Here is a 21,901-nt window from a genome sequence, read left to right as displayed (position 1 = left end):
AATTTTATTAGTGATGTCGAGTACCTCTGAATTAAACCTTAAAGCCCTTTTGGATATATGTCTTAGGAATTGGAAGTGGTTTTTGATTTCAATAATAATAAGTATTTCTTTATCAACAGTATACCTTAGATATACTATTCCTGAATATAGCGCAACCGCTAAAATTCAGATTTTAGAAGAATCAAATCAAGCCTCTGAATTAAGTGTTTTAGACGATTTGGACATTTTTTCATCAGGAAAAGCTAAAATTGAAGATGAAACTGAACTACTTGCTGCAAGAGATAATTTCATCAATATTACTAAAAACTTGGATTTAAACATCCAATTTTTTGTGCTGGGTAATATAAAAAACACGGAGATTTATCGTAAAGAAAAGATTCCTTTTTCCATCAATTTTTTATCCAATGATTCAATAATCAACAACGCACGATTTAATTTTTTTGTAAAGGCATATTCTGACACTTCATTTGGTTACAAAGAAAAAGAGGATGAGCCGGAGAAGAAATATGATTTTGGAGATAAAATAAAAAGTGACATAGGCGATATCATTTTAACACCCAACAAAACATTATCTTCCTATAAGGATAAACAAATGCAGGTAGTTATTAAACCATTGCATTTTGTCGCGGATTCATATAGAAAAAGAACACGTATTAATGCCAATGATAAGAAGCTTTCTAATATTATTAATATTAGTCTAACGGACCCTATTGAACAGAGGGCCGTGGATATAATCAATGAACTTATAGGCATTAACAATATCAATGCAGTTACTGACAAAAAAGCAATAGCAGACAGAACCACAAAGTTTATTAATGATCGTATTACAGAAATTTACTCCAATTTATCATCAGTTGATGATACCGCCGAAAACTTTAAGTCGAGTAGGGGAATTGCCGATTTAGGGTCTCAATCAAATGTGAATTTTAACCTGAGTGCATCCAGTGAGCAAGAGCTACAGAATATTAATATTCAGTTAAGTATTGCCAATTCAATGAAGGACCTTATTAATGGTCAGGATGGCTACGATATTATTCCCGAAGTTGGTTTATCTGACCAAAGTATTTCAAATTCGGCGCAACGATATAATGAATTGGTAGCTCAAAGAAATAGATTGTTAGAAAGCTCTAATGAAAAAAACCCGGTAATAGTTAATTTAGATCAACAATTACAAGGTTTAAAAAGAGGTATGCAGTCAAGCTTGAACAATGTTTCCAATAACCTTAATCTTCAGGTGAACAGTTTGAGTAAACAGTTATCTCAAATAAATTCAAGAATATATGCGGCTCCCAGTAATGAGAGAGCTTTAAGAGATATAACTAGAAAACAACAAACAACAGAATCACTTTACTTATATTTATTGCAGAAAAGAGAGGAATCTCAAATTACATTTGCTTCTGCATCTCCTAAATCAAAAGTTATAGATTCCGCTTATGGATCTAATTTTCCGGTTTCCCCAAAAAAGAAAGCCATTTTTTTAGCTTCAATTATTTTAGGAGCGCTAGTACCTTTTTCACTGATTTATGTTAAGGATTTACTAGACAATAAAGTACATAATAAGCTTGGATTGGAAAAAACTATTTTAAACAAAGCGCCTGTTTTAGCCGAACTTCCTAAGATAGGAAAGAAGGAGCCTAAATTGATTTCAGGTGTAGATCGTTCTGTGTTGGGTGAATCTCTTCGTATTCTAAGAACAAATTTGGATTATATACTTAAGAAAAGTGTAAAGCCGAATCGTGGCGGAGTGATACTGGTTACGTCGAGCGTTCCAGGAGAAGGTAAAACATTTATATCCTCGAATTTGGCCATGGTTTTTGCAAGTACAAAAAGGAAAGTTTTGTTGATTGGAGCAGACATAAGAAATCCCAAGCTATATGACTTTTATTCAGGTTTAAGCGAAAATGTCAATGGAGTTAACAAAAGGAGGAAAGATTTGACCGGATTGACTGAATATTTGCATAATGATAAAGTAGAAATAGAGGAGATCATAGTACCAATCCATGTTAATGATAATGACGTGGACGTCATTTTTTCTGGTCAGATTCCACCAAATCCAGCTGAACTTTTAATGAGCAATAGGTTGAAAGAACTTATAGAACATTGTTCTAGCATTTATGACTGTGTTATTATTGATTCTGCACCTTTATTACCCGTTACCGATACTTTGTTAATTAATGCGTATGCTGATCAAACGGTTTACGTGACCAAAGCTGGAGTCACTGAGGAAAAAGTCTTGGAATATCCAATTAAACTAAAAGAAGAAAAAAAATTAAAGAACCTATCTTTTGTGGTTAATGGTGTGAAGGATGCAAACTTGGGGTATGGGGGCCAATATGGCTACGGTTATGGTAAGACCGTTAAGAAATGGTGGAATTTTTCATAATCAATAAAAAACCTTAATAGTATTTTCTATTACTGGAAGAATGCAATTGAGCGTCTTAGTGGATATTTTAATTTCCTTAATTGCGTTTAATTGCTTCATGTTATGCACATCTGAGGCGGCAAATTCTATTAAGCCATCATCAAGAAGTTTTTTTGCTGTTTTCTGTATTTCGCTTCCATAGTACCCAGAAAGGGAAAGAAAGTTTAGTTGAAAAAGAATACCCATTGATTTAAGATTCTTATAGACATCATATTTTTGATGATAATAAAGATACCGCTCTGGATGCGCAAGAATTGGAAAATATTGTTGACCGACTATGTTTTGTATGGCACCATTAAAACCAAATGAAGGTTGCAAATAAGACATTTCCACCAATAAATAATGTTCTTTTAGGGGCATTACATTTTTGTTATCCAGCAAGTTATCGAAATTGTCATCTACCATATGCTCTGCGGCATAATCAATACGAACATTATCCATATTGTTGGCAATAAGTTCTTTCCACAATATATTGAATGAGTCTTTTATGGTATCAGGTGTATTCGGGTAATAATGATTCATTATGTGCGGAGTGCAAACAAAGTTTTTTACACCAAGCTCAGAAAACTCTTTGATTAATTTAATGGATTCATCTACGGTTTTGGCCCCATCATCTATACCTGGAAGAATATGATTGTGCATATCCACTAAACCGTGCAAGTAATCCGCTAAAAAAACTTTCTTTTGAAAGAAACTAAACATGCATAAAATTTGGTACGTAAAGATAAGGGATAAGTGCGCTAGCTTTGTTGTTATTTTCCAATACAAAAATTTGAAAAAATATTCCCCAACAGATCATCAGTAGTGACACTGCCTGTAATTTCCCCTAAATGAAAAAGCGCTTGGCGAATGTCAATTGCCATAAGATCACTTGCCAAACCTACTTCCATTCCTTCTTTTACCTTCTGAATTTCTTCTAAAGCTTTTAATAAGGCGTCATAGTGTCTGCTATTGGTAACAACAGTATCATTACTGCCTAAAGAACCAGAGTCAATCAATGAAAGTAACTTTTCCTCTAAATTTGATATGCCTGTTTTATGTTTGGCAGAAAGGAAAATGGTTTTTGGAATTTCTTTTTTAAGCTGATCAATTTGAGAAGCATCTAACAAGTCCATTTTATTGCAAATAGTCAAAAGCTCCTTATTAGGGTAACTTTTTTTTATACGTTCCAATTCCAGTCTGTCAAATTTTGGAGTATCAAAAAGAAAGATAATAAGTTTTGCTTGTTCAATTTTATCAAAAGTTCGTTTAATACCAATTTGTTCCACTGCATCGCTTGTCTCCCTAATTCCTGCGGTATCTATAAATCTAAAATTAATTCCATTAAGACTTATCTGATCTTCTACTGTATCTCTAGTGGTCCCGGGTATATCACTAACAATTGCTCTATCTTCATTCAATAAGGCATTTAGAAGTGTGGACTTGCCGACATTTGGTTCACCAACTATTGCAACCGGGATTCCATTTTTAATTACGTTACCTAAGTTAAAGGAATCAATAAGTCTTTTTAGTACTTCGCTGATGTGGTTCAATAGCTCATTAAACTGGGTTCTGTCTGCAAACTCAACGTCTTCTTGAGAAAAATCTAGTTCCAGCTCAATTAACGAAGCAAAGTTTAACAGTTCTGCACGGAGTTTTTCAATTTGATTGCTAAATCCCCCGCGCATTTGCTGCATAGCAATTTCATGGGCAGCTTCGCTATCACTGGCAATCAAATCAGCGACGGCTTCGGCCTGGCTTAAATCCATTTTACCATTCAAAAAAGCACGTAGGGTATACTCTCCAGCAGATGCCATATCGCAACCTTTTCTCAAAAAAAGCTGAATAATCTGTTGTTGTATGTATGGAGAACCATGACAGGAGACTTCAACAATGTCTTCGCCAGTATAAGAATTAGGTCCTTTAAACAAAGAAACCAAAACCTTATCCATGACTTTTTCGTTTTCAATAATATGTCCTAAATGAATTGTATGACTTTTTTGATCTTTTAATTTTTTCCCTCTAACAGATTTAAATACAGTATCTGAAATTTCGATGGCTTCAGGTCCAGAAACCCTTATAATCGCTATTGCGCCCATTCCCGAGGGGGTTGCAAGAGCAATAATTGTATTTGTATTAGACATAGAGGCAAAAATACGAATTACTAGAATGTTGTAACATTAGTTCAAAAAAGTATACAGATATTATACATCATTAAAATCAATCAAAAAATGGAAATCATCAATCAAAATGTAATTAGGAAGGATAACACATTGTTATCCATGACACATCTTTCGCAGTTATTGCACTATGTAACTGGCTTTGGAGGGTTTATAGTGCCTCTAATCATCTGGTTAACATCTAGAAGGACTGTTGAAGGAATGAATGAACACGGGAAAGCTGTAATTAATTTACAGTTAAGCTTATTGCTTTATATAATAATAAGCATACCGGCAATTTTGTTGTTGGGATTGGGAATTTTAGGCTTAATAGGAGTTGCCATTTTAGGTTTTGTAATGCCTATAATAAATGCGGTTAAAGCTGCTAATGGAGAATCACCATCTACATTTTTAACCATCCCTTTTGTGTAAATAAAAAAAGCTAGAGCAATTGCTCTAGCTTTTAAGATATTTAGGTTGAATATTTAGTTGTTCAACATAACTGGCATAACCAACATGGTAACATGCTCGCCTTCATCCAATCCATCAGCAGGTGTTAAAATCCCAGCTCTGTTTGGTAAGCTCATTTCCAAAGAAACTTCATCGGATGTTAAGTTGTTCAGCATTTCCACCAAAAATCTGGAATTAAACCCTATTTGCATATCGTCACCCTGATAGGAGCAAGAAAGCCTTTCTTCAGCTTTGTTACTGTAATCAACATCTTCGGCAGAGATATTCAATTCTGCACCAGCGATCTTTAATCGTATCTGGTGCGTGGTTTTATTAGAAAATATGGAAACCCTTCGGACAGAACTTAAAAATTGATTTCTAGAAATGGATAGTTTGTTGGGATTTTCCTTTGGAATAACAGCTTCGTAATTAGGATATTTTCCATCAATCAATCTACAAATCAGTTCAGAATTGTCAAAAATGAACTTTGCGTTGCTGTCATTGTATTCTATAGTTACCTCTGACTCTGACCCCGACAGAATACCTTTTAGAAGCGTTAACGGCTTTTTTGGCATGATAAATTCTGCAACTTCAGATGCGGTAACATCATGCCGTTGATATTTCACCAATTTGTGCGCATCTGTAGCAACAAAAGTCAAATTTTCAGTTGAAAACTGGAAGAAAACACCACTCATCACCGGACGTAAATCATCATTTCCAGCTGCAAAGATGGTTTTGTTAATGGCTGTTGCCAATATATCGCCAAGTAAGGTCGTGGAGCTTGGATTGGAAACTTCCACCGCTTTTGGAAATTCGGCTCCATCAGCATATGCCAAAGCGTACTTACCATGATTAGAACTAATTTCTACCGTATTGTTGTCCTCCACAACAAATGTCAACGGTTGTTCCGGAAAAGTCTTCAACGTATCTAGCAGCAATCTGGCAGGAACGGCAATGGTACCTTCTGCGTCAGAATCAACTTCTAACACAGAACTCATGGTGGTTTCCAAATCTGAAGCGGAAACAGTTAACTTGTTCTGTTTTAGATCAAAAAGAAAATTGTCTAGAATAGGAAGTGTATTGCTATTGTTGATTACACCACCTAAAACCTGAAGTTGTTTTAACAGATATGTACTGGATACTATAAATTTCATTAATGGAACTCTTTTTTAGCATTGTGTTTGTCCATAAATTTCTGTGTGGACAAAACTCATAAAATCAATAGAAACAAATATATCTTAAAACGCTTAAGTAAAGAAACAAATTTATTAACACCTAGCCTGCATATTTGCGCTTGCGGTATGCACCAAAGAAAATCCCCAAAACTAAAGTTAAAAGCACGGGAACACCTATATTTACTAGCTGCCACTTAGTTTTTTGTTCAGTGATTTTTTCAACATCCAATAACGGGATGGATACTTTTTTATTTCTTATGTTTATAAGTCCGGTGTCATCCAAGAGATAATTAGTGCAATTGACCAAAAACTCTTTGTTGCCGTACGAACTATTGGTCCATTTATCATAACCCAATTCCAAAGGTCTGCCATTTCTTAATTGGTTTTTGATAACATCTCCATCAGAAATAACTATCATTTTGTTAGCTTCTCCATCTTCTAGGACATTGTCCAATTTAATTGGCCTTACGCGGTTTTTGAACATGGATGTAAATTGTCCTTCAATCAATACGGCCAATGGTTGATTACCATTATTATAGGTTTCTTTGTTTGGCGGCGTGTCCAAAATGTTTAAACCTACTTGTTTTGGGGTGCCTTCGGTCTTGGATAGAGGAGAGCTTCGTAACAAAACCGTTTTTTGATAATCATTTTCTAAAACGTCCATTGCGTTCGAAAACTGATACCGGACGGCTTCTATATTGGTGTTGATAGGGTGGTTGTTTCTAGAAAACACCATGGGATTATAGTACCATGGCACTGGATTGTATTGTGAATCATTTCCCTCTCCTGTGGCTAATACGATTTGTGTAAAATAAAGATCGTTTACCAAAACGGGGTTTATTCGTACACCATATTTAAAGAAGAAGTCGTTTAGGTTTAAATCTCGGGGCAGGGCCAAGGCACTTCCACCACCTTTAAAAATACTGTCAATTTCCATAGCTACCTGGTCCATTAGCCAAATAGATTTTCCTCCGTTTACAATGAACTGATCCATGACGTATTTTTCTCCATCTGAGAATGCCTCCGTTGGTTTTGCAATGATAGCAAGGTCAAAACTGTTTAGCTGTTCTAAAACCCTTTCTGGGTTTTTGGCAACAGAATCTAAGGTGATAGCGCCAATGTCATAGTATTCTTGAATTGTGGTCAAGTAGTCGGCCAAGAAGATATCTTCCAATTCTCCATTACCTTTTAAGACGGCAACCCGTTTCTTTTTGGTAATGCTCAATTTGGTAAAAGCATCTGCAAAAGCATATTCCAGTTGTTGCACGGAATTATTGACACGCTCTTCCGTGGAAGAACCCAGTTTGTTCTTTAGAAGCGCAACTTTAACAGTTTGATTCTTGTAATTGACCATGGCCCATGGAAAAACAAGTTCCTGTGAAACTTTTCCATTTTCTTCTACCGTTACATTGGCCGGTGTTAAGCCAATACGCTGCAAATTTGCAATGGTTTCTTTCGTTTGGGTCTCATCCTCCAGGGGGTCGACCAAATTGTATTTAATGTTTTTGTTTTTAGAAGCAAAAGACTTCAATAATTGAATAGTTTCTATTTTTAGTTTGGAAAACTCCGGTGGAATGTTTCCATCCAAAAGTATATCAACAACTACTGGAGCGTCAAACTCTTTAGCTGCATCAATGGTTGGTGCTGATAGGGTAAACCGTTTGTCTTCGGTTAAATCAAAACGGGCAGATATGAAACTTCCCATCACATTTAAGACAATAACGGCAACGAGTGCTTTAAGAGCAGAAACTGAAAACTTTCCCATTATCTTGATAATTGTTTTAATCGTACAAAAGTGAGATACAGAAAGAACAGCGTCAACGATATAAAATATAGTAAATCCGCAGTATCGATTATTCCCCTCGCTATACTGTCAAAATGTGATTTAGCTCCAATTTTTTGAAGTAACTGCTGGGTTTCTCCATTAGAAAACAGGGACGAAATAGCATCAAAACCATTAAAAAGCAAGAAGCATATTAGAATGCCTATGATAAAGGACACAATTTGATTGTCTGACAGGGTTGAAGAGAAAAGCCCTATTGATGTATATGTTCCAATCAAGAACAGTAAACCAAAATAGGAACCCAAAACAACACCTAAATCATAGTTGCCCGTGGTCATGCCCAAATTTGAAATTGCAAAAACATAAATAACAGTGGGTAAAACTGCAATAACACATAAAAGAAACGCTCCCCAGAATTTTCCCAAAACCAGTTTCCAAATAGATATAGGTTTTATTAAAAGAAGCTCCAAGGTTCCAACTTTACGTTCTTCAGAAAAACTTTTCATGGTAATTGCCGGAACCAAAAAGATAAAAATCCAAGGGGCCAATAAAAAAAGGTTTCCCAAGTCGGCAAAACCATATTCAAAAATATTAAAGTCACCTTTGAACACCCATAGAAAGAGGCCGTTAAGCAACAAAAATAGGCCCACGATCATGTACCCAATTGATGATGTGAAAAAGGATTGTACCTCTCTTTTAAAAATTGCGAACATTAAAATTGGTTTGATGATTGAATTTTTGCAACGCTCCAAGCTTCTGGCTTTTCTGCGAAGAGTGCTTTGGTCCTAGACCAAACCCCTTTAAAGAAATCTGAGTTTCTGTAGTTTTCCAAATTTGATTCATCATCCCAAAAACTGTACGTAAAAAAGATGCACGGATTCTTAAGATCTTGATACAATTCTACAAAAGTGCAACCTTCAAAAGCCAATATACCATGTTTTGATTCTTCAAAAACTCGTTCAAAACTAGGAATATTTTCGGGTTTAAAGGTGAGTTTTACAATACGAATGAGCATTTTACAGAAAATTTATGGTTACCGTATCCCTGTAATTAAGTCCAAGCAGGGTAGAAGCTCCACCTACGGTATTTTGGTCGCTTTTATATATGGCCAGTTCCAAATAAGAAACAGAATTGAAAAGCGCTAGAGCATCTCCCGGACCTTTACGCTGTCCTTTTTCCAAGTTGTAGTTGATGATTCCGTTATAACTATTGTGAATGGTCTTTATTTTGTTTGTCCTTGCTATTACTTCAAAATCCCTTCCGTTTCTATAGGCTTCAAAAAGACTCCTTTGAATATTGGTAATTACATTGCCATAATTATCAATATAGATTACGTTGCCAATGATTGTTTTACCATCATTGGTAATTCTGGGCTCAAATTCTTTCAACTCCTTTAAAGCATCAAAAGGTTTTCCAATTACTTCCAATTTTCCTCCTCTAGCTATATGGCAAGCAACTTGTACAAACACATCAAGCACTGGAAAAGAAGCGGAATTCAAGTTGGGAATGTTCACTTCCATCACCTTTTCTGGTTTTATTTCCGAAGTAATTAAAGAAATGACACCATTGTTGGCGCTTATAAAATAATGCCCATCTACCAGCACAACAATATGTTGGTTTTCCGGCGAAAGTTCAGAATCAACGCCAACCACATGCACGGTCCCAATTGGAAAAGAACGGTAGGCATTTTTGAGGATATAGGCACACTCCTGAATATTGAAAGGACTAATGGCATGCGAAATATCAACAATACTGACTTCTGGCAAATTATTTAAGATTGTCCCTTTAATGGCACCTACAAAGTGGTCCTTATGTCCAAAATCTGTAGTTAGTGTTATGATTGCCATGCAATACTGTTGATATGTTTTTCCGTGCTCAAATTGATTTTTGGTTAAGTTTGTGGGGTAAAATTAAATAAAAAAGAAAGAATAAAATTTCTTCAAAAATAACCTTAAAACATCCCTCTTTTTTTGAACGAATTAATCATAGAACTTACGGAGATTAGCCCACAGGATTTTTTTGGGCAAAGGAATGAAAATATAGAACTACTCAAAAAATATTTTCCCAAGCTTAAAATTGTTGCTCGCGGCAGTAAAATTAAGGTGTATGGGGATGAAGAATTATTGGAAGAGTTCGACAAGCGTTTTGATATGCTCACCACTCACTTTGCAAAATACAACAAGTTGGATGAGAACATGATAGAACGTGTACTTACCAGCAATGGACAGGAAGATTATGCTTCATCTAAAAGTAGTGGAGATGTTTTGGTGCATGGTGTTAGTGGCAAACTAATAAAAGCGCAAACAGCAAATCAAAGACGCCTTGTTGATGCTTGCAAAAATGATGATATGGTTTTTGCCATTGGTCCCGCAGGAACAGGAAAAACCTATACGGGGGTCGCTTTGGCCGTAAAGGCTTTAAAGGAAAAGCAAGTACGACGAATTATTTTAACTCGCCCGGCAGTTGAAGCAGGGGAGAATCTTGGTTTTCTTCCAGGAGATTTAAAAGAAAAATTAGATCCCTATATGCAACCGCTTTATGATGCGCTCCGGGATATGATCGCTCCAGAAAGACTGGATAAGTACATTGAGGATGGCACAATCCAAATTGCTCCCATGGCTTTTATGCGGGGGCGAACATTGGACAATGCCTTTGTTATTTTGGATGAAGCCCAGAACACGACCCATGCTCAAATGAAAATGTTTCTGACACGAATGGGTAAAAATGCCAAATTTTTATTAACAGGAGATCCTGGCCAAATAGATCTGCCACGTAGGGTGACCTCTGGTTTAAAAGAAGCTCTTCTAATTTTGCAAAATGTAAAGGGAATAAGCATGATTTATTTAGATGATAAAGATGTAATCCGTCATAAATTGGTCAAAAAAGTTATTGACGCCTACAAGAATATTGAGCACCATAACTAGTAACACATGTCAAACACTTTAATGGATACCAATTTTCACTTTGTTGGACAGAAGTCCGTTTACAAAGGAAAAGTGAGGGAAGTTTATACTTTGGAAAATGATGTTTTGGTCATGATCGCTACAGATCGTCTATCAGCTTTTGATGTGGTAATGCCCAAAGGAATTCCATATAAAGGGCAGATTCTAAATCAGATTGCCACCAAAATGATGCAAGCCACAGAAGATATTGTGCCTAACTGGTTAATGGCAACCCCAGATGCCAATGTTGCAGTGGGAAAAGCTTGTGAGCCCTTTAAAGTTGAAATGGTCATTCGCGGATACCTTTCTGGTCATGCAGCAAGAGAGTACAAAGCGGGAAAGAGATTGTTGTGTGGAGAACCAATGGCAGAAGGGATGAAGGAAAACGATAAGTTTCCAGAACCTATTATAACACCGGCTACGAAAGCAGAAAAAGGAGATCATGATGAGGATATTTCCAAAAATGAAATCCTGAATAGGGAAATTGTATCCAAAGAGGATTACGAAGTTTTGGAAAAGTATACTAGGGCACTATTCCAAAGAGGAACAGAGATTGCAGCCAAGCGAGGATTAATCTTGGTTGATACCAAATATGAGTTCGGAAAAACAAAGGATGGTAAGATTGTCTTGATAGATGAAATCCATACACCAGACTCATCCCGGTATTTTTATGCTGAAGGTTATGAAGAACGCCAGGCTAAGGGCGAGACTCAAAAGCAATTATCAAAAGAATTTGTGCGCCAATGGCTTATTTCCAATGGATTTCAAGGATTGGAAGGACAATCTGTCCCTGAGATGAGTGATACATACATAAATTCGGTCTCTGAACGATACATTGAACTATACGAGAGTATTATGGGCGAGACTTTTCAAAAGGCTGATGTTTCCAATATTCAAGAACGTATTGGACAAAACGTTTCTTCGTATCTCAATTCAATTTAATATCTTACCATTTCAAAATTTGAAATGGAACTTTCTCAGCGCAAAAAATACTGGAGGGAAAACCTGAAGTATCTCGCTATTCTTTTGGTCATCTGGTTTTTGGTTTCCTATGGCTTTGGTATTTTATTGGTAGATGAATTGAACACCATTCGTTTAGGAGGTTTTAAATTGGGCTTTTGGTTTGCTCAACAAGGTTCCATTTATGTTTTTGTACTGCTCATTTTTGTCTATGTCCGTTTAATGAACAAGCTTGACAAAAAATACAAGGTAAACGAATAAACTATGGGAATTCAAACGTGGACGTTTATCATTGTCGGAATTACTTTTGCACTGTATATTGGAATAGCTATTTGGTCCCGAGCCGGTTCAACCAAAGAATTTTATATTGCCGGTGGTGGAGTTTCTCCTTTAGCAAATGGCCTGGCCACAGCAGCTGATTGGATGTCAGCCGCCTCTTTTTTGGGTATGGCGGGCATTATAGCCTTTTCAGGGTATGATGGTTCTGTGTACTTAATGGGATGGACAGGAGGTTATGTCTTATTGGCATTATTACTTGCCCCATATTTACGAAAATTTGGAAAGTTTACCGTACCAGATTTTATAGGTGATAGGTATTACTCCAATGTTGCGCGAACAGTAGCCGTTGTGGCTGCGCTTTTTGTGTCATTTACATATGTGGCAGGTCAAATGCGTGGAGTAGGTGTGGTTTTTTCTCGCTTTTTGGATGTTGAGGTAAACACAGGAGTATATATTGGGATGGCGGTTGTATTGTTCTATGCCTTTTTGGGTGGAATGAAAGGTATTACCTATACCCAAGTTGCACAATACTGCGTGCTCATTTTTGCTTTTATGGTGCCGGCTATTTTCATATCGATTATGGCAACAGGCAATCCAATTCCGCAATTGGGATTTGGTTCTGCAGGTGAAGATGGTGTATATCTGTTGGATAAATTGGACGGTCTCATGACAGAACTTGGTTTTACTGCCTACACAGATGGCACCAAATCTAAAACAGATGTCTTTTTTATTACAGCCGCTTTGATGATGGGTACCGCTGGATTACCCCATGTTATCATTCGATTTTTTACTGTTCCCAAGGTAAAAGATGCGCGAAAATCTGCGGGGTATGCGCTATTATTTATTGCGATTCTCTACACAACTGCGCCTGCCATAGCTGTTTTTGCACGTACCAATTTAATGGAGACCGTTCAAAACACACCCTATAAAGAGATTCCTTCTTGGTTCACTAAATGGGAAGATACGGGTCTGATTGCATGGACAGATAAAAATGGTGATGGAAAGATTCAATATTTACCTGGTTCTGCAATTGAAGGTAAAAAGCCTCAATTTATTGAAGGTCGAGCCGATTTTGGACAACGAAAGATCACTAACCCTAGCACAACAGCAAATGAGCTGTATGTGGATAGAGATATTACCGTACTGGCAAATCCTGAAATTGCGGGACTGCCCAATTGGATTATTGCCTTGGTAGCAGCCGGTGGTTTGGCTGCGGCACTTTCAACGGCAGCTGGTTTGTTGTTGGTAATTTCAACTTCCATTTCTCATGATTTGATTAAAAAGCAGTTGGCAAGAGATATTTCTGACAAAAAGGAGTTGTTGATTGCCCGTCTCTCCGCAGTACTTGCGGTAATAGTTGCAGGCTACTTTGGCATTAATCCACCTGGTTTTGTGGCCTCGGTAGTGGCACTGGCATTTGGATTGGCGGCTTCATCTTTTTTTCCAGCAATTGTTATGGGCATATTTAGCAAACGGATGAATAGGGAAGGAGCCATCTCTGGTATGGTAGCTGGCTTGGCCATAACAACGTATTATATTGCCCGTTTTAAACTTGGTTGGGTTGGAAACCCGGAAACTAGTGGCGCGGACAATTGGTGGTTTGGTATTTCCCCAGAAGGATTTGGTACCGTGGGGATGTTGGTCAACTTTGCTGTGGCATTAGTTATTTCACAATTTACTTCTCCACCACCTCAAAAAGTTCAAGAAATCGTAGAGAACATTAGAATTCCAAGCGGAGCTGGTGATGCCAGTAATCATTGATTTTTAGGATTTTAGTTAGTGATTACTACATTCGATTCTTGTTAGGATTCGATGTTAATAAATTTGAACGTTACCTTTTGAAGAATAGCAAAATATAAACGATTAAACTATTTTTTGGTTGATTTTCATGATAAAAGTCATTTGTTGTCAATTAACATTTGCCCTACTTTAGAAATGAATAACGTCCAAAATTAGTCATGAATGAAAAGAAAAATCTTATATTTTTCACTTACTGGAGCTTTTCTTCTTTTGAGTTTTCAGATAGTAAACACCAAATTACATTTATTACAATCCCCTGGAGCAGTAGTTGACGATTATATTGAACCTGATTATGGATTGGGATCAGGTCATATAGATTCTTTAATCCCGTTTCCAGAAGTAAAAAAAGGAGAACGAACACCTTTCGATTTGTGGAAATATGGAGGTATTGGGAAATCCTCTTTTATGGATCCCAAGCTACCAATGGAGTGGGAAGAATGGTTGAAGTTTCATAAAAACCAAAAGCCAAAATTGATGATGGATATTGATTCCTATATGAATTCCAGATATAACTTCTCAAACGAAGTTATTGAAGGAGAATTTATGTCGGGAGGTAGAAAACCAATTATGAAAGGGCCAGTTTCTAGGCTGTCAAAGGGTGTTCGGTCATACGAGGAGCTTTCCAAATTATCGACAATGGAGATTAAAGAAAAAGACCTATTTCCCTTCAAGCCATTGGCACATCCATTGGCTTCCACGGCACACATGGTTTTTCCAGATAGCTGGAACGCAGTCCATCCAGAGCATAATAGAATAGATGTAGGTCACGATTATCCGGATGAATATTTACCCGAATTTCCTCCACCAATGTTTCTTACTACACATAAAGAGCTTGGAGATGTAACGAATGGAAGGGAAGTTACTCTATCCAATTATTATGAAATATTTAATGGGCTATTGACCCCAGAACAAATGGAAGGACTTAAGGAGTTGGTGAGACCAACACCTACAACCTGGTTTAATCAAACAACCCATAGGGTTACGGAAGAGGCGAGCGCAGGAGTTTCCTGTTTTTCTTGTCATGTAAATGGGCATACCAATGGCGCATTTGAGCTGGCTCCAGATAGTCGGCCTCATTTGGCACGATTGCGTGTAGGTACGCCATCCATGAGAGGTAATTATAACTTAATGCAACTTGCTTCAAAAAGATCCGTGAGGAGCATGGATCATTTTGCGGAGATTGAGGAATATTTTGATGGGGATCCTGGTATGATGCAACATATCGGTCCAAGAGGACATCAAAAATCCGTGGCAAACAGAATGGGAGATTTTAATGCTATGTTGAATTTTCCACCTGCACCTAAATTGGATGCCATGAGCAATTTGATTCCTGAAAAGGCAACGGAGCAGGAGTTGTTTGGAGAAAAATTGTTTAGAGGAAAAGCCAAATGTGCATCATGTCATTACGGACCAGCCTTTGTAGATGATTATATGCATGATTTAAAAATAGAACGATTTTATAAAGGTCGTCCAGAAGGACCTATCAAAACTTTCCCTCTTCGAGGGATAAAAGATTCGCCGCCATATCTTCATGATGATAGATTGCCCACATTAGATGATACAGTTGAGTTTTTTAATCTTGTGTTGGAGCTGAAACTAACAAAAAAAGAAAAAAAAGCCCTAACAGCTTATATGCTATGTCTATAACAGAAGACAGTGGTAGAATCAAAAAAATGCAAACCTTAATGTAATTTGCGTTTTTTTCTGCACTTAATTACAGAGAATATCTGAGTGATTCTCTTTTGAATTGTCATTAGTCGATGCTGTTTTGTAAGTTGAGGTCATGAGAACTACTTCTGTCGATAAATCATGTAATAGTGAAAGCGCTGTTTCTTTTTTGTTATTTTTAAAGTTCAAAATTTTCGAGTTCACCCATGAGCAATTACCACATCAAACATTTAGAAGAATACTTTCAAGTATACCGGAAATCGGTGCGAAACCCTGAGGATTTTTGGGAAGAAGTAGCTGAAGAACATTTTGTTTGGCGCAAAAAATGGAACACAGTTTTGGATTGGGATTTTTCCAAACCTGAAATCAAATGGTTTGATGGTGCTCAACTGAACATTACCGAGAATTGTATTGATAGGCATTTGCGAATTCGTGGAGATAAAACGGCAATTCTTTTTGAACCCAATGACCCAAAAGAAGAAGCACAACATATTACGTATACGCAGTTACATGAGCGTGTATGTAAGTTTGCCAATGTTTTAAAAGATAAGGGCATCCAAAAAGGGGACAGGGTAGTAATTTATTTGCCAATGATTCCAGAGTTGGCCATTTCAGTCTTGGCCTGTGCAAGAATAGGCGCGATTCATTCTGTAGTTTTTGCTGGCTTTTCCTCCACCGCTTTAGCAACCAGAATTAATGATTGCGAAGCAAAAATGGTGCTTACCTCCGATGGTTCCTTTAGAGGCAATAAGACAATCGATTTAAAAGGCATAGTGGATGATGCACTAACCCAATGTCCTGGTGTAGAAACGGTACTTGTGGCAAAACGGACCAATGCCGAAATTTCCATGGAAAAAGACCGTGACCATTGGTTACAACCATTGTTGGATAAAGCATATTCTGATTGTGTTCCCGAAATTATGGATGCTGAAGACCCTCTTTTTATCCTATATACTTCTGGATCAACTGGTCGACCAAAAGGGATGATGCACAGTACAGCCGGCTATATGGTTTACACTGCATACACTTTTAAAAACGTGTTTCAATATAGAGAAGAAGATATTTACTGGTGTACTGCCGATATTGGTTGGATTACGGGGCATTCCTATATTGTTTATGGTCCTTTGACTAATGGCGCCACTACAGTAATGTTTGAAGGTGTTCCTTCGTATCCAGATTTTGGTCGATTTTGGGAGATTGTTCAAAAGCACAAAATTACTCAGTTTTATACCGCGCCAACGGCAATCAGAGCTTTGGCGAAAGAGAATTTAGACTTTGTGACCAAATATGACCTCTCTAGTTTGAAGGTTTTAGGTACCGTGGGAGAACCAATAAATGAAGAAGCTTGGCACTGGTATAATGACCACGTTGGTGAAAAGAAATGCCCTATTGTAGATACATGGTGGCAAACAGAAACTGGTGGTGTTCTCATTTCTCCAATTCCATTTTCAACACCAACCAAACCCACATATGCTACTCTGCCAATGCCAGGAATTCAGCCCGCCTTAATGGATGAAAATGGGAAAGAAATTAAGGGAAATCAAGTGGATGGCCGATTGTGCATTAAATTTCCATGGCCTTCCATAGCTAGAACTATTTGGGGAGATCATCAACGTTATAAGGACACCTATTTTTCTGCTTATGAAGGTAAATACTTTACCGGTGATGGAGCCTTAAGAGATGAAGTAGGTTATTATAGAATAACCGGAAGGGTTGATGATGTCATTATCGTTTCTGGACATAATTTAGGTACGGCACCTATTGAAGATGCAATTAATGAACATCCAGCAGTTGCAGAATCTGCTATAGTTGGTTTTCCGCATGACATTAAAGGAAATGCTTTGTATGGTTATGTTATTCTAAAAGAGACAGGAGAGTCTAGAGATCGCGATAATCTAAAAAAGGAAATCAATCAGATGATTACGGAACATATTGGTCCAATTGCTAAATTGAATAAAATTCAATTTGTACCTGGTTTGCCAAAAACACGCAGTGGAAAGATCATGCGCCGTATTCTTAGAAAAATTGCTTCGAAAGAAACTGGTAATTTAGGAGATATTTCAACGTTGTTGAACCCCGAAATTGTAGACCAAATTATAGAAGAAAGCTTATAATTATCAAAGACCAAATTTAGGCGGCTTTTGTTTTTTGATAAGGTCAACAAGACTTTTTGGTTTGAGTTTATCCAAAATGGCTAGGAAAGCAATTACGGTGATATAAGCATCTCCTAAAGCGGTATGTCTATCTTTTTTAGAAATGTTGAACTTTTCCGCTAAATCATCCAAGGAATACTGCTCTTTTTTTTGAAGTACAGCAGTAGTAAGCAAGGTTCTTTTGTAAAGTAATCCCGTATCAAGTGTTTTATTCTTCAGTTTGGGCAATCCATTTCGTTTTAGAGCTTCATTGACCATTGCAATATCAAATAGTACATGATGCCCGACCAAAACATGGTTTTTAATGTAGGTTAAAAATTGCTCCAATGCTTCAATTTCAGTAATACATTCTTTATTTCCTTTTTTTAAAATACCATGGATTTCAGCACTATTGGAATCATAATGAGTTTGGGAAATATAGACCTCAAAACTTTTTTTAACCAATATATTTTTGTTGATGAGTTTTACCGCTCCAATGCTAAGGATTCTATCTTTGTCAAAACTAAAACCTGTGGTTTCCGTATCGAAAATCACAAACTCATTTTCATTGATATTGACAGGAAGCTTATTTATAAATTGATTGGAATAATCCTTCCAGAAAGCAGGTAAATCTGTTTGTTTTTTCTTTTGGAAAAGTTTCATTACCCTAAAATATTCTTGATTTGGAACCGTATCTGCAATAAATCTTGAACTTCCTTAATTGTCTTAAAGGTTCTTTTGAGTTTTATTTTCTCTTCTTTGTTGAGTTTTTCCAAAGCAATAAACCTACCAGAGTCATTGTGCAGCAAACCTTGAATGGTTCTAAACTTTAACAAGGCCTTGCTGGCATATGAACATGCCAAATAGAATTCCTTGTTTTGAGGTTCCAGTTCTGCCAGTTTCTCATAACGTTCTGCAGTATTATTGATGGACTTTACCGAGTGGGATAGGATCAAGACCCTTGCGGCGTCTATTAGTGGCATTAATGCACGTAGTTTAAGGTCGAAAAAATCTTTATGCGCTCCATCTTGTTCTACTAAAAAATCTCTAAAGAATCCACTAGGCGAGGGATTCTGCAATGCTCCACTGGCTAAATGGGTTAAAAACAGCGGATGTTTTTCCACACTTTCAAAAATGTGTTTAGAAAGCTCACTCGCTAGTTTTTTATCTCCATAAGTAACATTATAATCAAAAAAGATAGAGGACAAAAGTACTTCATCCGGTCCTGGATTACTTATCCAATGAGTGGTAACCTCTTTCCATTCGCTTAAGCTATGGCACCATAGTGGATTGGAAGCCATCATTTCTGCTGGACAATACTCATAACCTATGGTGTTAAGTTCCTTGGTTATAATGGCCCCAAGTTTTAAAAAGTAATCGGTAGTCTCTTTTTGCTTTTTTTTGGGAACATCTTCAAAAAGAATGGCGTTGTCCTGATCTGTGTTCAACAATTGCTCGCTCCTTCCTTGACTGCCCATGGTTAACCAAGCAAATCTAACAGGAGGTTCTGCATCCATATTTTTAATAACAATTTTGATTACTTGTTTTATTGTGGCGTCATTTAATTCCGATATAATTTTTGAAATGAGTCTTATAGGAATATTTTCATCTAAATAGCCTCTAAGTAAGTTCATTACTCCATGCCTAATAGAACGTAGTCTTTTTGTACTGGCACATATTTTAATGGCCCTCATCAATACCGCTGGGTTGTTACCGATCGCTACCATAACATCTTGTTTGGACAGTATCCCAACCGCAGGAGTTTCAGGTGTTCCATCCTCAGTTAAGCATAAATGACTTATGTTGCTTTTCATCATTGCCATTTGGGCCTGCGTAATCGTAAGTTCTTTTGGATAGGTGATGACAGGGGATGTCATGACTTCTTTTGCAGTTCCAGTTATGGGCACAAGGCCGGTGAAAATTTTGTTTCTGATATCTTTATCAGTGATAATACCAACAGGAAGGTTTTCTTTTATAACCAGAATACATCCAACATTGTTAATGGTCATTGTGTTGGCGACAACCTTTATTTTGGTGTTTTCTGCACAAGTGACCAAGTTTGTGGAGTAACGAACAGGCTGGAGGTCTAGAAGCTTACTTTCGGGACTGGTATCAACATTATTGGAAATTCCATAAAGTTTTCCACTATGCTTTAGGGAATATGGATTGCGGGTATTAGATGCAAAACTTTCTATTAAAAAATCTCCAACTTGTTTGTTTTCTAGAGCAATGGGCTTAAATTCTTTGATAGGGATAGCGTAAAGTATGGTTTCCTCATGTGCCTTTGCTTCTAACTTGTAATTCTCTTTTGCCATTAATGGTCGCAAACCAAAAATATCCCCTTCGTCGCAAATATCAAGAACACTGGTCGTTTCTTTTTTTGCGAGTGCTATGGCACCTTTGTGCACTACATAAAAGTGTTCATGAGGGGTCTCGTTTTCTGTGAAAATTATACTGTTGTTTTCTTTGTATATAATTGATACTTCATAGGAAAGCTTTTGTAACTGATTTTCTTCCAAGTTGTTGAAAGGAGGGAAGTTTTTGAGAAAATCTGCAACACGTTCAGAAATGGTGTTTTTCATGCCACAAATTTAGGCTTAAAACCAATTCTTAAAGTATTTAAAAGGAAAAAGACCATCAATTGATGGTCTTTTTAGTAGCGAGAGGGGGACTTGAACCCCCGACCTCAGGGTTATGAATCCTGCGCTCTAACCGCCTGAGCTACCTCGCCATGGTGCCGTTAAGCGGGTGCAAATATAAAGTTTAATTTTTGCTCAATCAAAATTCAAATTAATTTATTATTTGATATTTATTTTTATATCTTCCCTGAATTATATCAAATGTTGAAAGGAAAAATTGTGCACTATAATGAGTGATAAGATTAAATTTGAAATAGAGTTTGTTATTCAGGCTTCTCCGCAGTTGCTTTACCAATATATTTCCACTCCCTCTGGTTTATCTGAATGGTATGCAGATAATGTAAATTCCCGCAGTGAAATGTTCACTTTTATTTGGGATGGTTCTGAGGAAAATGCAAAGATGCTAAAGCGAAAAAGCGATGAGTTTGTTAAATTTTCTTGGGAAGAAAACGAAGATGACAGCTTTTTTGAAATGCGCATTATTGTAGATGAAATCACCAAGGATGTTTCTTTGTTTATAACAGATTTTGCAGACGAAGATGAATTAGATGAAGCAAAAATGCTTTGGGAAAACCAAGTATCAGACCTTAAACAAGTACTTGGGTCAAAGTAGAGAGATTCTTAACTATAACGTATATTTGGCCTTGATTTTTTCAAGGCTTTTTTTATGGTCAATTTTAATGGCAAACTTTTTTCAGAACAAACAGATATTTTCAGTTATGGCAACCGAGGATTAAAGTACGGTGACGCCCTGTTTGAAACGGTAAGGTGCGTTAATGGAACTATCTTTTTTTGGGAGGACCATTATTTTAGGCTGATGGCCTCAATGCGTATCCTAAGAATGGAAATTCCCATGGAATTTACTTTGGAATTTCTTGAAGAGGAGATACTGAAAACCGTTACGGAAAATGGACTTGAAACAAAACCGACCAGGGTAAGATTAACGGTTTTTAGGAATGAAGGAGGCCTGTATTGGCCTACCATCAATGAGGTTTCATTTGTTATAGAGGTAAACTCGTTGGAGTCTCCATTTTATCTTATTCAAGAGGAAAGTTATGAAGTAGAGCTGTTCAAGGATTACTTTGTGAACAAGGATATGCTTTCCAACCTAAAGACCACCAACAAAATACTTAACGTTGTTGCAAGTGTCTACGCAAAAGAAAATGGATATGACAACTGTTTGCTTATAAACAACGATAAGCAAGTTGTTGAGGTCATTAACGGAAATCTTTTCTTGGTAACAGAGAACATTATAAAAACCCCACCTTTGAGCGATGGATGTTTAAATGGTATTATAAGGCAAAAACTTATAGAGGTGATTAAATCTCTGGAAGGGTACCAATTATTGGAAGAATCCATTTCTCCCTTTGAGCTTCAAAAGGCTGATGAGCTTTTTATTACAAATAGTATTCAGGGTATAAGGCCAATATACAAATACAGGAAAAAAATGTACACCAATACGGTTGCAAAAAGTCTTTTAGGAAAATTGAACGCTAAAGCAAGAATTGGCTAA

At 36.9% G+C, this 21,901-nt stretch carries 19 protein-coding genes and 1 tRNA gene; 10 read left to right on the top strand and 10 right to left on the bottom strand.

Going from position 1 to position 21,901, the window contains the following annotated elements:
• Nucleotides 1–13: 13 nt before the first annotated feature.
• A complete protein-coding gene (locus DKG77_RS13045) occupies nucleotides 14–2,383 on the top strand; it encodes a GumC family protein (protein ID WP_109663594.1) in 2,370 nt (789 codons plus the stop codon).
• Here the strand turns inward: DKG77_RS13045 and DKG77_RS13040 are convergent, their stop codons facing one another.
• The gene (locus tag DKG77_RS13040; RefSeq protein ID WP_109663592.1) at nucleotides 2,384–3,124 is read right to left on the bottom strand and encodes a tyrosine-protein phosphatase; all 741 of its coding nucleotides are present in this window, start codon (nucleotides 3,122–3,124) and stop codon (nucleotides 2,384–2,386) included.
• 50 nt (nucleotides 3,125–3,174) lie between these two features.
• Complete coding sequence (gene mnmE, locus DKG77_RS13035; protein ID WP_109663590.1) at nucleotides 3,175–4,545, bottom strand: tRNA uridine-5-carboxymethylaminomethyl(34) synthesis GTPase MnmE; 1,371 nt, start codon at nucleotides 4,543–4,545, stop codon at nucleotides 3,175–3,177.
• Between the two features lie 87 nt (nucleotides 4,546–4,632).
• Here mnmE and DKG77_RS13030 point away from each other — a divergent pair, with 87 nt between their 5' ends.
• Nucleotides 4,633–4,992, top strand: a complete 360-nt coding sequence (locus DKG77_RS13030; protein ID WP_109663588.1) for a DUF4870 domain-containing protein — start codon at nucleotides 4,633–4,635, stop codon at nucleotides 4,990–4,992.
• Between the two features lie 53 nt (nucleotides 4,993–5,045).
• On the opposite strand, the gene dnaN is transcribed toward DKG77_RS13030, so the two are convergent.
• From dnaN to DKG77_RS13005, 5 genes are all read right to left on the bottom strand, one after another.
• A complete protein-coding gene (gene dnaN, locus DKG77_RS13025) occupies nucleotides 5,046–6,164 on the bottom strand; it encodes a DNA polymerase III subunit beta (protein ID WP_109663586.1) in 1,119 nt (372 codons plus the stop codon).
• 121 nt (nucleotides 6,165–6,285) lie between these two features.
• Nucleotides 6,286–7,950, bottom strand: a complete 1,665-nt coding sequence (gene gldG, locus DKG77_RS13020) for a gliding motility-associated ABC transporter substrate-binding protein GldG (RefSeq protein WP_109663584.1) — start codon at nucleotides 7,948–7,950, stop codon at nucleotides 6,286–6,288.
• On the bottom strand, nucleotides 7,950–8,681 hold the full coding sequence (gldF, locus tag DKG77_RS13015; protein WP_109663582.1) for a gliding motility-associated ABC transporter permease subunit GldF: 732 nt from the start codon (nucleotides 8,679–8,681) through the stop codon (nucleotides 7,950–7,952). The genes gldG and gldF overlap by 1 nt, the downstream gene beginning before the upstream one ends.
• Nucleotides 8,681–8,983, bottom strand: coding sequence for a putative quinol monooxygenase (locus DKG77_RS13010; RefSeq protein ID WP_109663580.1), 303 nt, complete (start codon nucleotides 8,981–8,983; stop codon nucleotides 8,681–8,683). The genes gldF and DKG77_RS13010 overlap by 1 nt, the downstream gene beginning before the upstream one ends.
• A 1-nt stretch (nucleotide 8,984) precedes the next feature.
• Nucleotides 8,985–9,815, bottom strand: a complete 831-nt coding sequence (locus tag DKG77_RS13005; RefSeq protein WP_109663578.1) for an SAM hydrolase/SAM-dependent halogenase family protein — start codon at nucleotides 9,813–9,815, stop codon at nucleotides 8,985–8,987.
• A 123-nt stretch (nucleotides 9,816–9,938) separates the two neighbouring features.
• Here DKG77_RS13005 and DKG77_RS13000 point away from each other — a divergent pair, with 123 nt between their 5' ends.
• The 6 genes from DKG77_RS13000 (at nucleotide 9,939) to acs (ending at nucleotide 17,731) form a co-directional block, all read left to right on the top strand.
• Nucleotides 9,939–10,892: a PhoH family protein gene (locus DKG77_RS13000; protein ID WP_109663576.1), complete on the top strand. Its 954-nt coding sequence runs from the start codon at nucleotides 9,939–9,941 to the stop codon at nucleotides 10,890–10,892.
• Between the two features lie 6 nt (nucleotides 10,893–10,898).
• Entirely contained in the window at nucleotides 10,899–11,852 is a 954-nt protein-coding gene (locus DKG77_RS12995) for a phosphoribosylaminoimidazolesuccinocarboxamide synthase (protein ID WP_109663574.1), read from the top strand.
• A 24-nt stretch (nucleotides 11,853–11,876) separates the two neighbouring features.
• Nucleotides 11,877–12,131, top strand: a complete 255-nt coding sequence (locus tag DKG77_RS12990; RefSeq protein ID WP_109663572.1) for a DUF4212 domain-containing protein — start codon at nucleotides 11,877–11,879, stop codon at nucleotides 12,129–12,131.
• Between the two features lie 3 nt (nucleotides 12,132–12,134).
• A complete protein-coding gene (locus DKG77_RS12985) occupies nucleotides 12,135–13,910 on the top strand; it encodes a sodium:solute symporter family protein (RefSeq protein ID WP_109663570.1) in 1,776 nt (591 codons plus the stop codon).
• 201 nt (nucleotides 13,911–14,111) lie between these two features.
• Nucleotides 14,112–15,596 carry a cytochrome C gene (locus DKG77_RS12980; RefSeq protein WP_207785455.1) on the top strand — a complete coding sequence of 495 codons (1,485 nt, stop codon included), beginning with the start codon at nucleotides 14,112–14,114 and terminating at the stop codon, nucleotides 15,594–15,596.
• 227 nt (nucleotides 15,597–15,823) lie between these two features.
• Nucleotides 15,824–17,731: an acetate--CoA ligase gene (gene acs / locus DKG77_RS12975; RefSeq protein WP_109663569.1), complete on the top strand. Its 1,908-nt coding sequence runs from the start codon at nucleotides 15,824–15,826 to the stop codon at nucleotides 17,729–17,731.
• 3 nt (nucleotides 17,732–17,734) lie between these two features.
• Here acs and DKG77_RS12970 read toward each other — a convergent pair whose 3' ends face one another.
• From DKG77_RS12970 to DKG77_RS12960, 3 genes are all read right to left on the bottom strand, one after another.
• Nucleotides 17,735–18,412 carry a 3'-5' exonuclease gene (locus tag DKG77_RS12970; RefSeq protein WP_109663567.1) on the bottom strand — a complete coding sequence of 226 codons (678 nt, stop codon included), beginning with the start codon at nucleotides 18,410–18,412 and terminating at the stop codon, nucleotides 17,735–17,737.
• Nucleotides 18,412–20,331 (bottom strand): DUF294 nucleotidyltransferase-like domain-containing protein, encoded by a 1,920-nt coding sequence (locus DKG77_RS12965; protein WP_109663565.1) that lies wholly within the window; start codon nucleotides 20,329–20,331, stop codon nucleotides 18,412–18,414. The genes DKG77_RS12970 and DKG77_RS12965 overlap by 1 nt, the downstream gene beginning before the upstream one ends.
• Before the next feature lie 75 nt (nucleotides 20,332–20,406).
• A tRNA-Met gene (locus DKG77_RS12960) sits at nucleotides 20,407–20,480 on the bottom strand.
• Nucleotides 20,481–20,617: 137 nt separating this feature from the next.
• On the opposite strand from DKG77_RS12960, the gene DKG77_RS12955 reads away from it, so the two are divergent.
• Both DKG77_RS12955 and DKG77_RS12950 read left to right on the top strand, forming a co-directional pair.
• Nucleotides 20,618–21,001 (top strand): START-like domain-containing protein, encoded by a 384-nt coding sequence (locus tag DKG77_RS12955; RefSeq protein WP_109663563.1) that lies wholly within the window; start codon nucleotides 20,618–20,620, stop codon nucleotides 20,999–21,001.
• A gap of 54 nt (nucleotides 21,002–21,055) precedes the next feature.
• Complete coding sequence (locus tag DKG77_RS12950) at nucleotides 21,056–21,901, top strand: aminotransferase class IV (RefSeq protein WP_109663562.1); 846 nt, start codon at nucleotides 21,056–21,058, stop codon at nucleotides 21,899–21,901.

This window comes from Flagellimonas aquimarina (genome assembly GCF_003149745.1).
Lineage (GTDB): Bacteria > Bacteroidota > Bacteroidia > Flavobacteriales > Flavobacteriaceae > Flagellimonas > Flagellimonas aquimarina.
The sequence above is the reverse complement of the archived record's forward strand: the minus strand, read 5'-3'. Positions and strand labels throughout refer to the sequence as shown.

Coding starts and splice junctions, on each gene's coding strand:
- dnaN (WP_109663586.1), bottom strand. CDS start 6,164: ATGAAATTTATAGTATCCAGTACATATCTGTTAAAACAACTTCAGGTT.
- DKG77_RS13010 (WP_109663580.1), bottom strand. CDS start 8,983: ATGCTCATTCGTATTGTAAAACTCACCTTTAAACCCGAAAATATTCCT.
- mnmE (WP_109663590.1), bottom strand. CDS start 4,545: ATGTCTAATACAAATACAATTATTGCTCTTGCAACCCCCTCGGGAATG.
- gldF (WP_109663582.1), bottom strand. CDS start 8,681: ATGTTCGCAATTTTTAAAAGAGAGGTACAATCCTTTTTCACATCATCA.
- DKG77_RS12980 (WP_207785455.1), top strand. CDS start 14,112: ATGAAAAGAAAAATCTTATATTTTTCACTTACTGGAGCTTTTCTTCTT.
- DKG77_RS13030 (WP_109663588.1), top strand. CDS start 4,633: ATGGAAATCATCAATCAAAATGTAATTAGGAAGGATAACACATTGTTA.
- DKG77_RS13005 (WP_109663578.1), bottom strand. CDS start 9,815: ATGGCAATCATAACACTAACTACAGATTTTGGACATAAGGACCACTTT.
- DKG77_RS13045 (WP_109663594.1), top strand. CDS start 14: ATGTCGAGTACCTCTGAATTAAACCTTAAAGCCCTTTTGGATATATGT.
- DKG77_RS12970 (WP_109663567.1), bottom strand. CDS start 18,412: ATGAAACTTTTCCAAAAGAAAAAACAAACAGATTTACCTGCTTTCTGG.
- DKG77_RS13040 (WP_109663592.1), bottom strand. CDS start 3,124: ATGTTTAGTTTCTTTCAAAAGAAAGTTTTTTTAGCGGATTACTTGCAC.
- DKG77_RS12955 (WP_109663563.1), top strand. CDS start 20,618: ATGAGTGATAAGATTAAATTTGAAATAGAGTTTGTTATTCAGGCTTCT.
- DKG77_RS12995 (WP_109663574.1), top strand. CDS start 10,899: ATGTCAAACACTTTAATGGATACCAATTTTCACTTTGTTGGACAGAAG.
- acs (WP_109663569.1), top strand. CDS start 15,824: ATGAGCAATTACCACATCAAACATTTAGAAGAATACTTTCAAGTATAC.
- DKG77_RS12990 (WP_109663572.1), top strand. CDS start 11,877: ATGGAACTTTCTCAGCGCAAAAAATACTGGAGGGAAAACCTGAAGTAT.
- DKG77_RS12985 (WP_109663570.1), top strand. CDS start 12,135: ATGGGAATTCAAACGTGGACGTTTATCATTGTCGGAATTACTTTTGCA.
- gldG (WP_109663584.1), bottom strand. CDS start 7,950: ATGGGAAAGTTTTCAGTTTCTGCTCTTAAAGCACTCGTTGCCGTTATT.
- DKG77_RS12965 (WP_109663565.1), bottom strand. CDS start 20,331: ATGAAAAACACCATTTCTGAACGTGTTGCAGATTTTCTCAAAAACTTC.
- DKG77_RS12950 (WP_109663562.1), top strand. CDS start 21,056: ATGGTCAATTTTAATGGCAAACTTTTTTCAGAACAAACAGATATTTTC.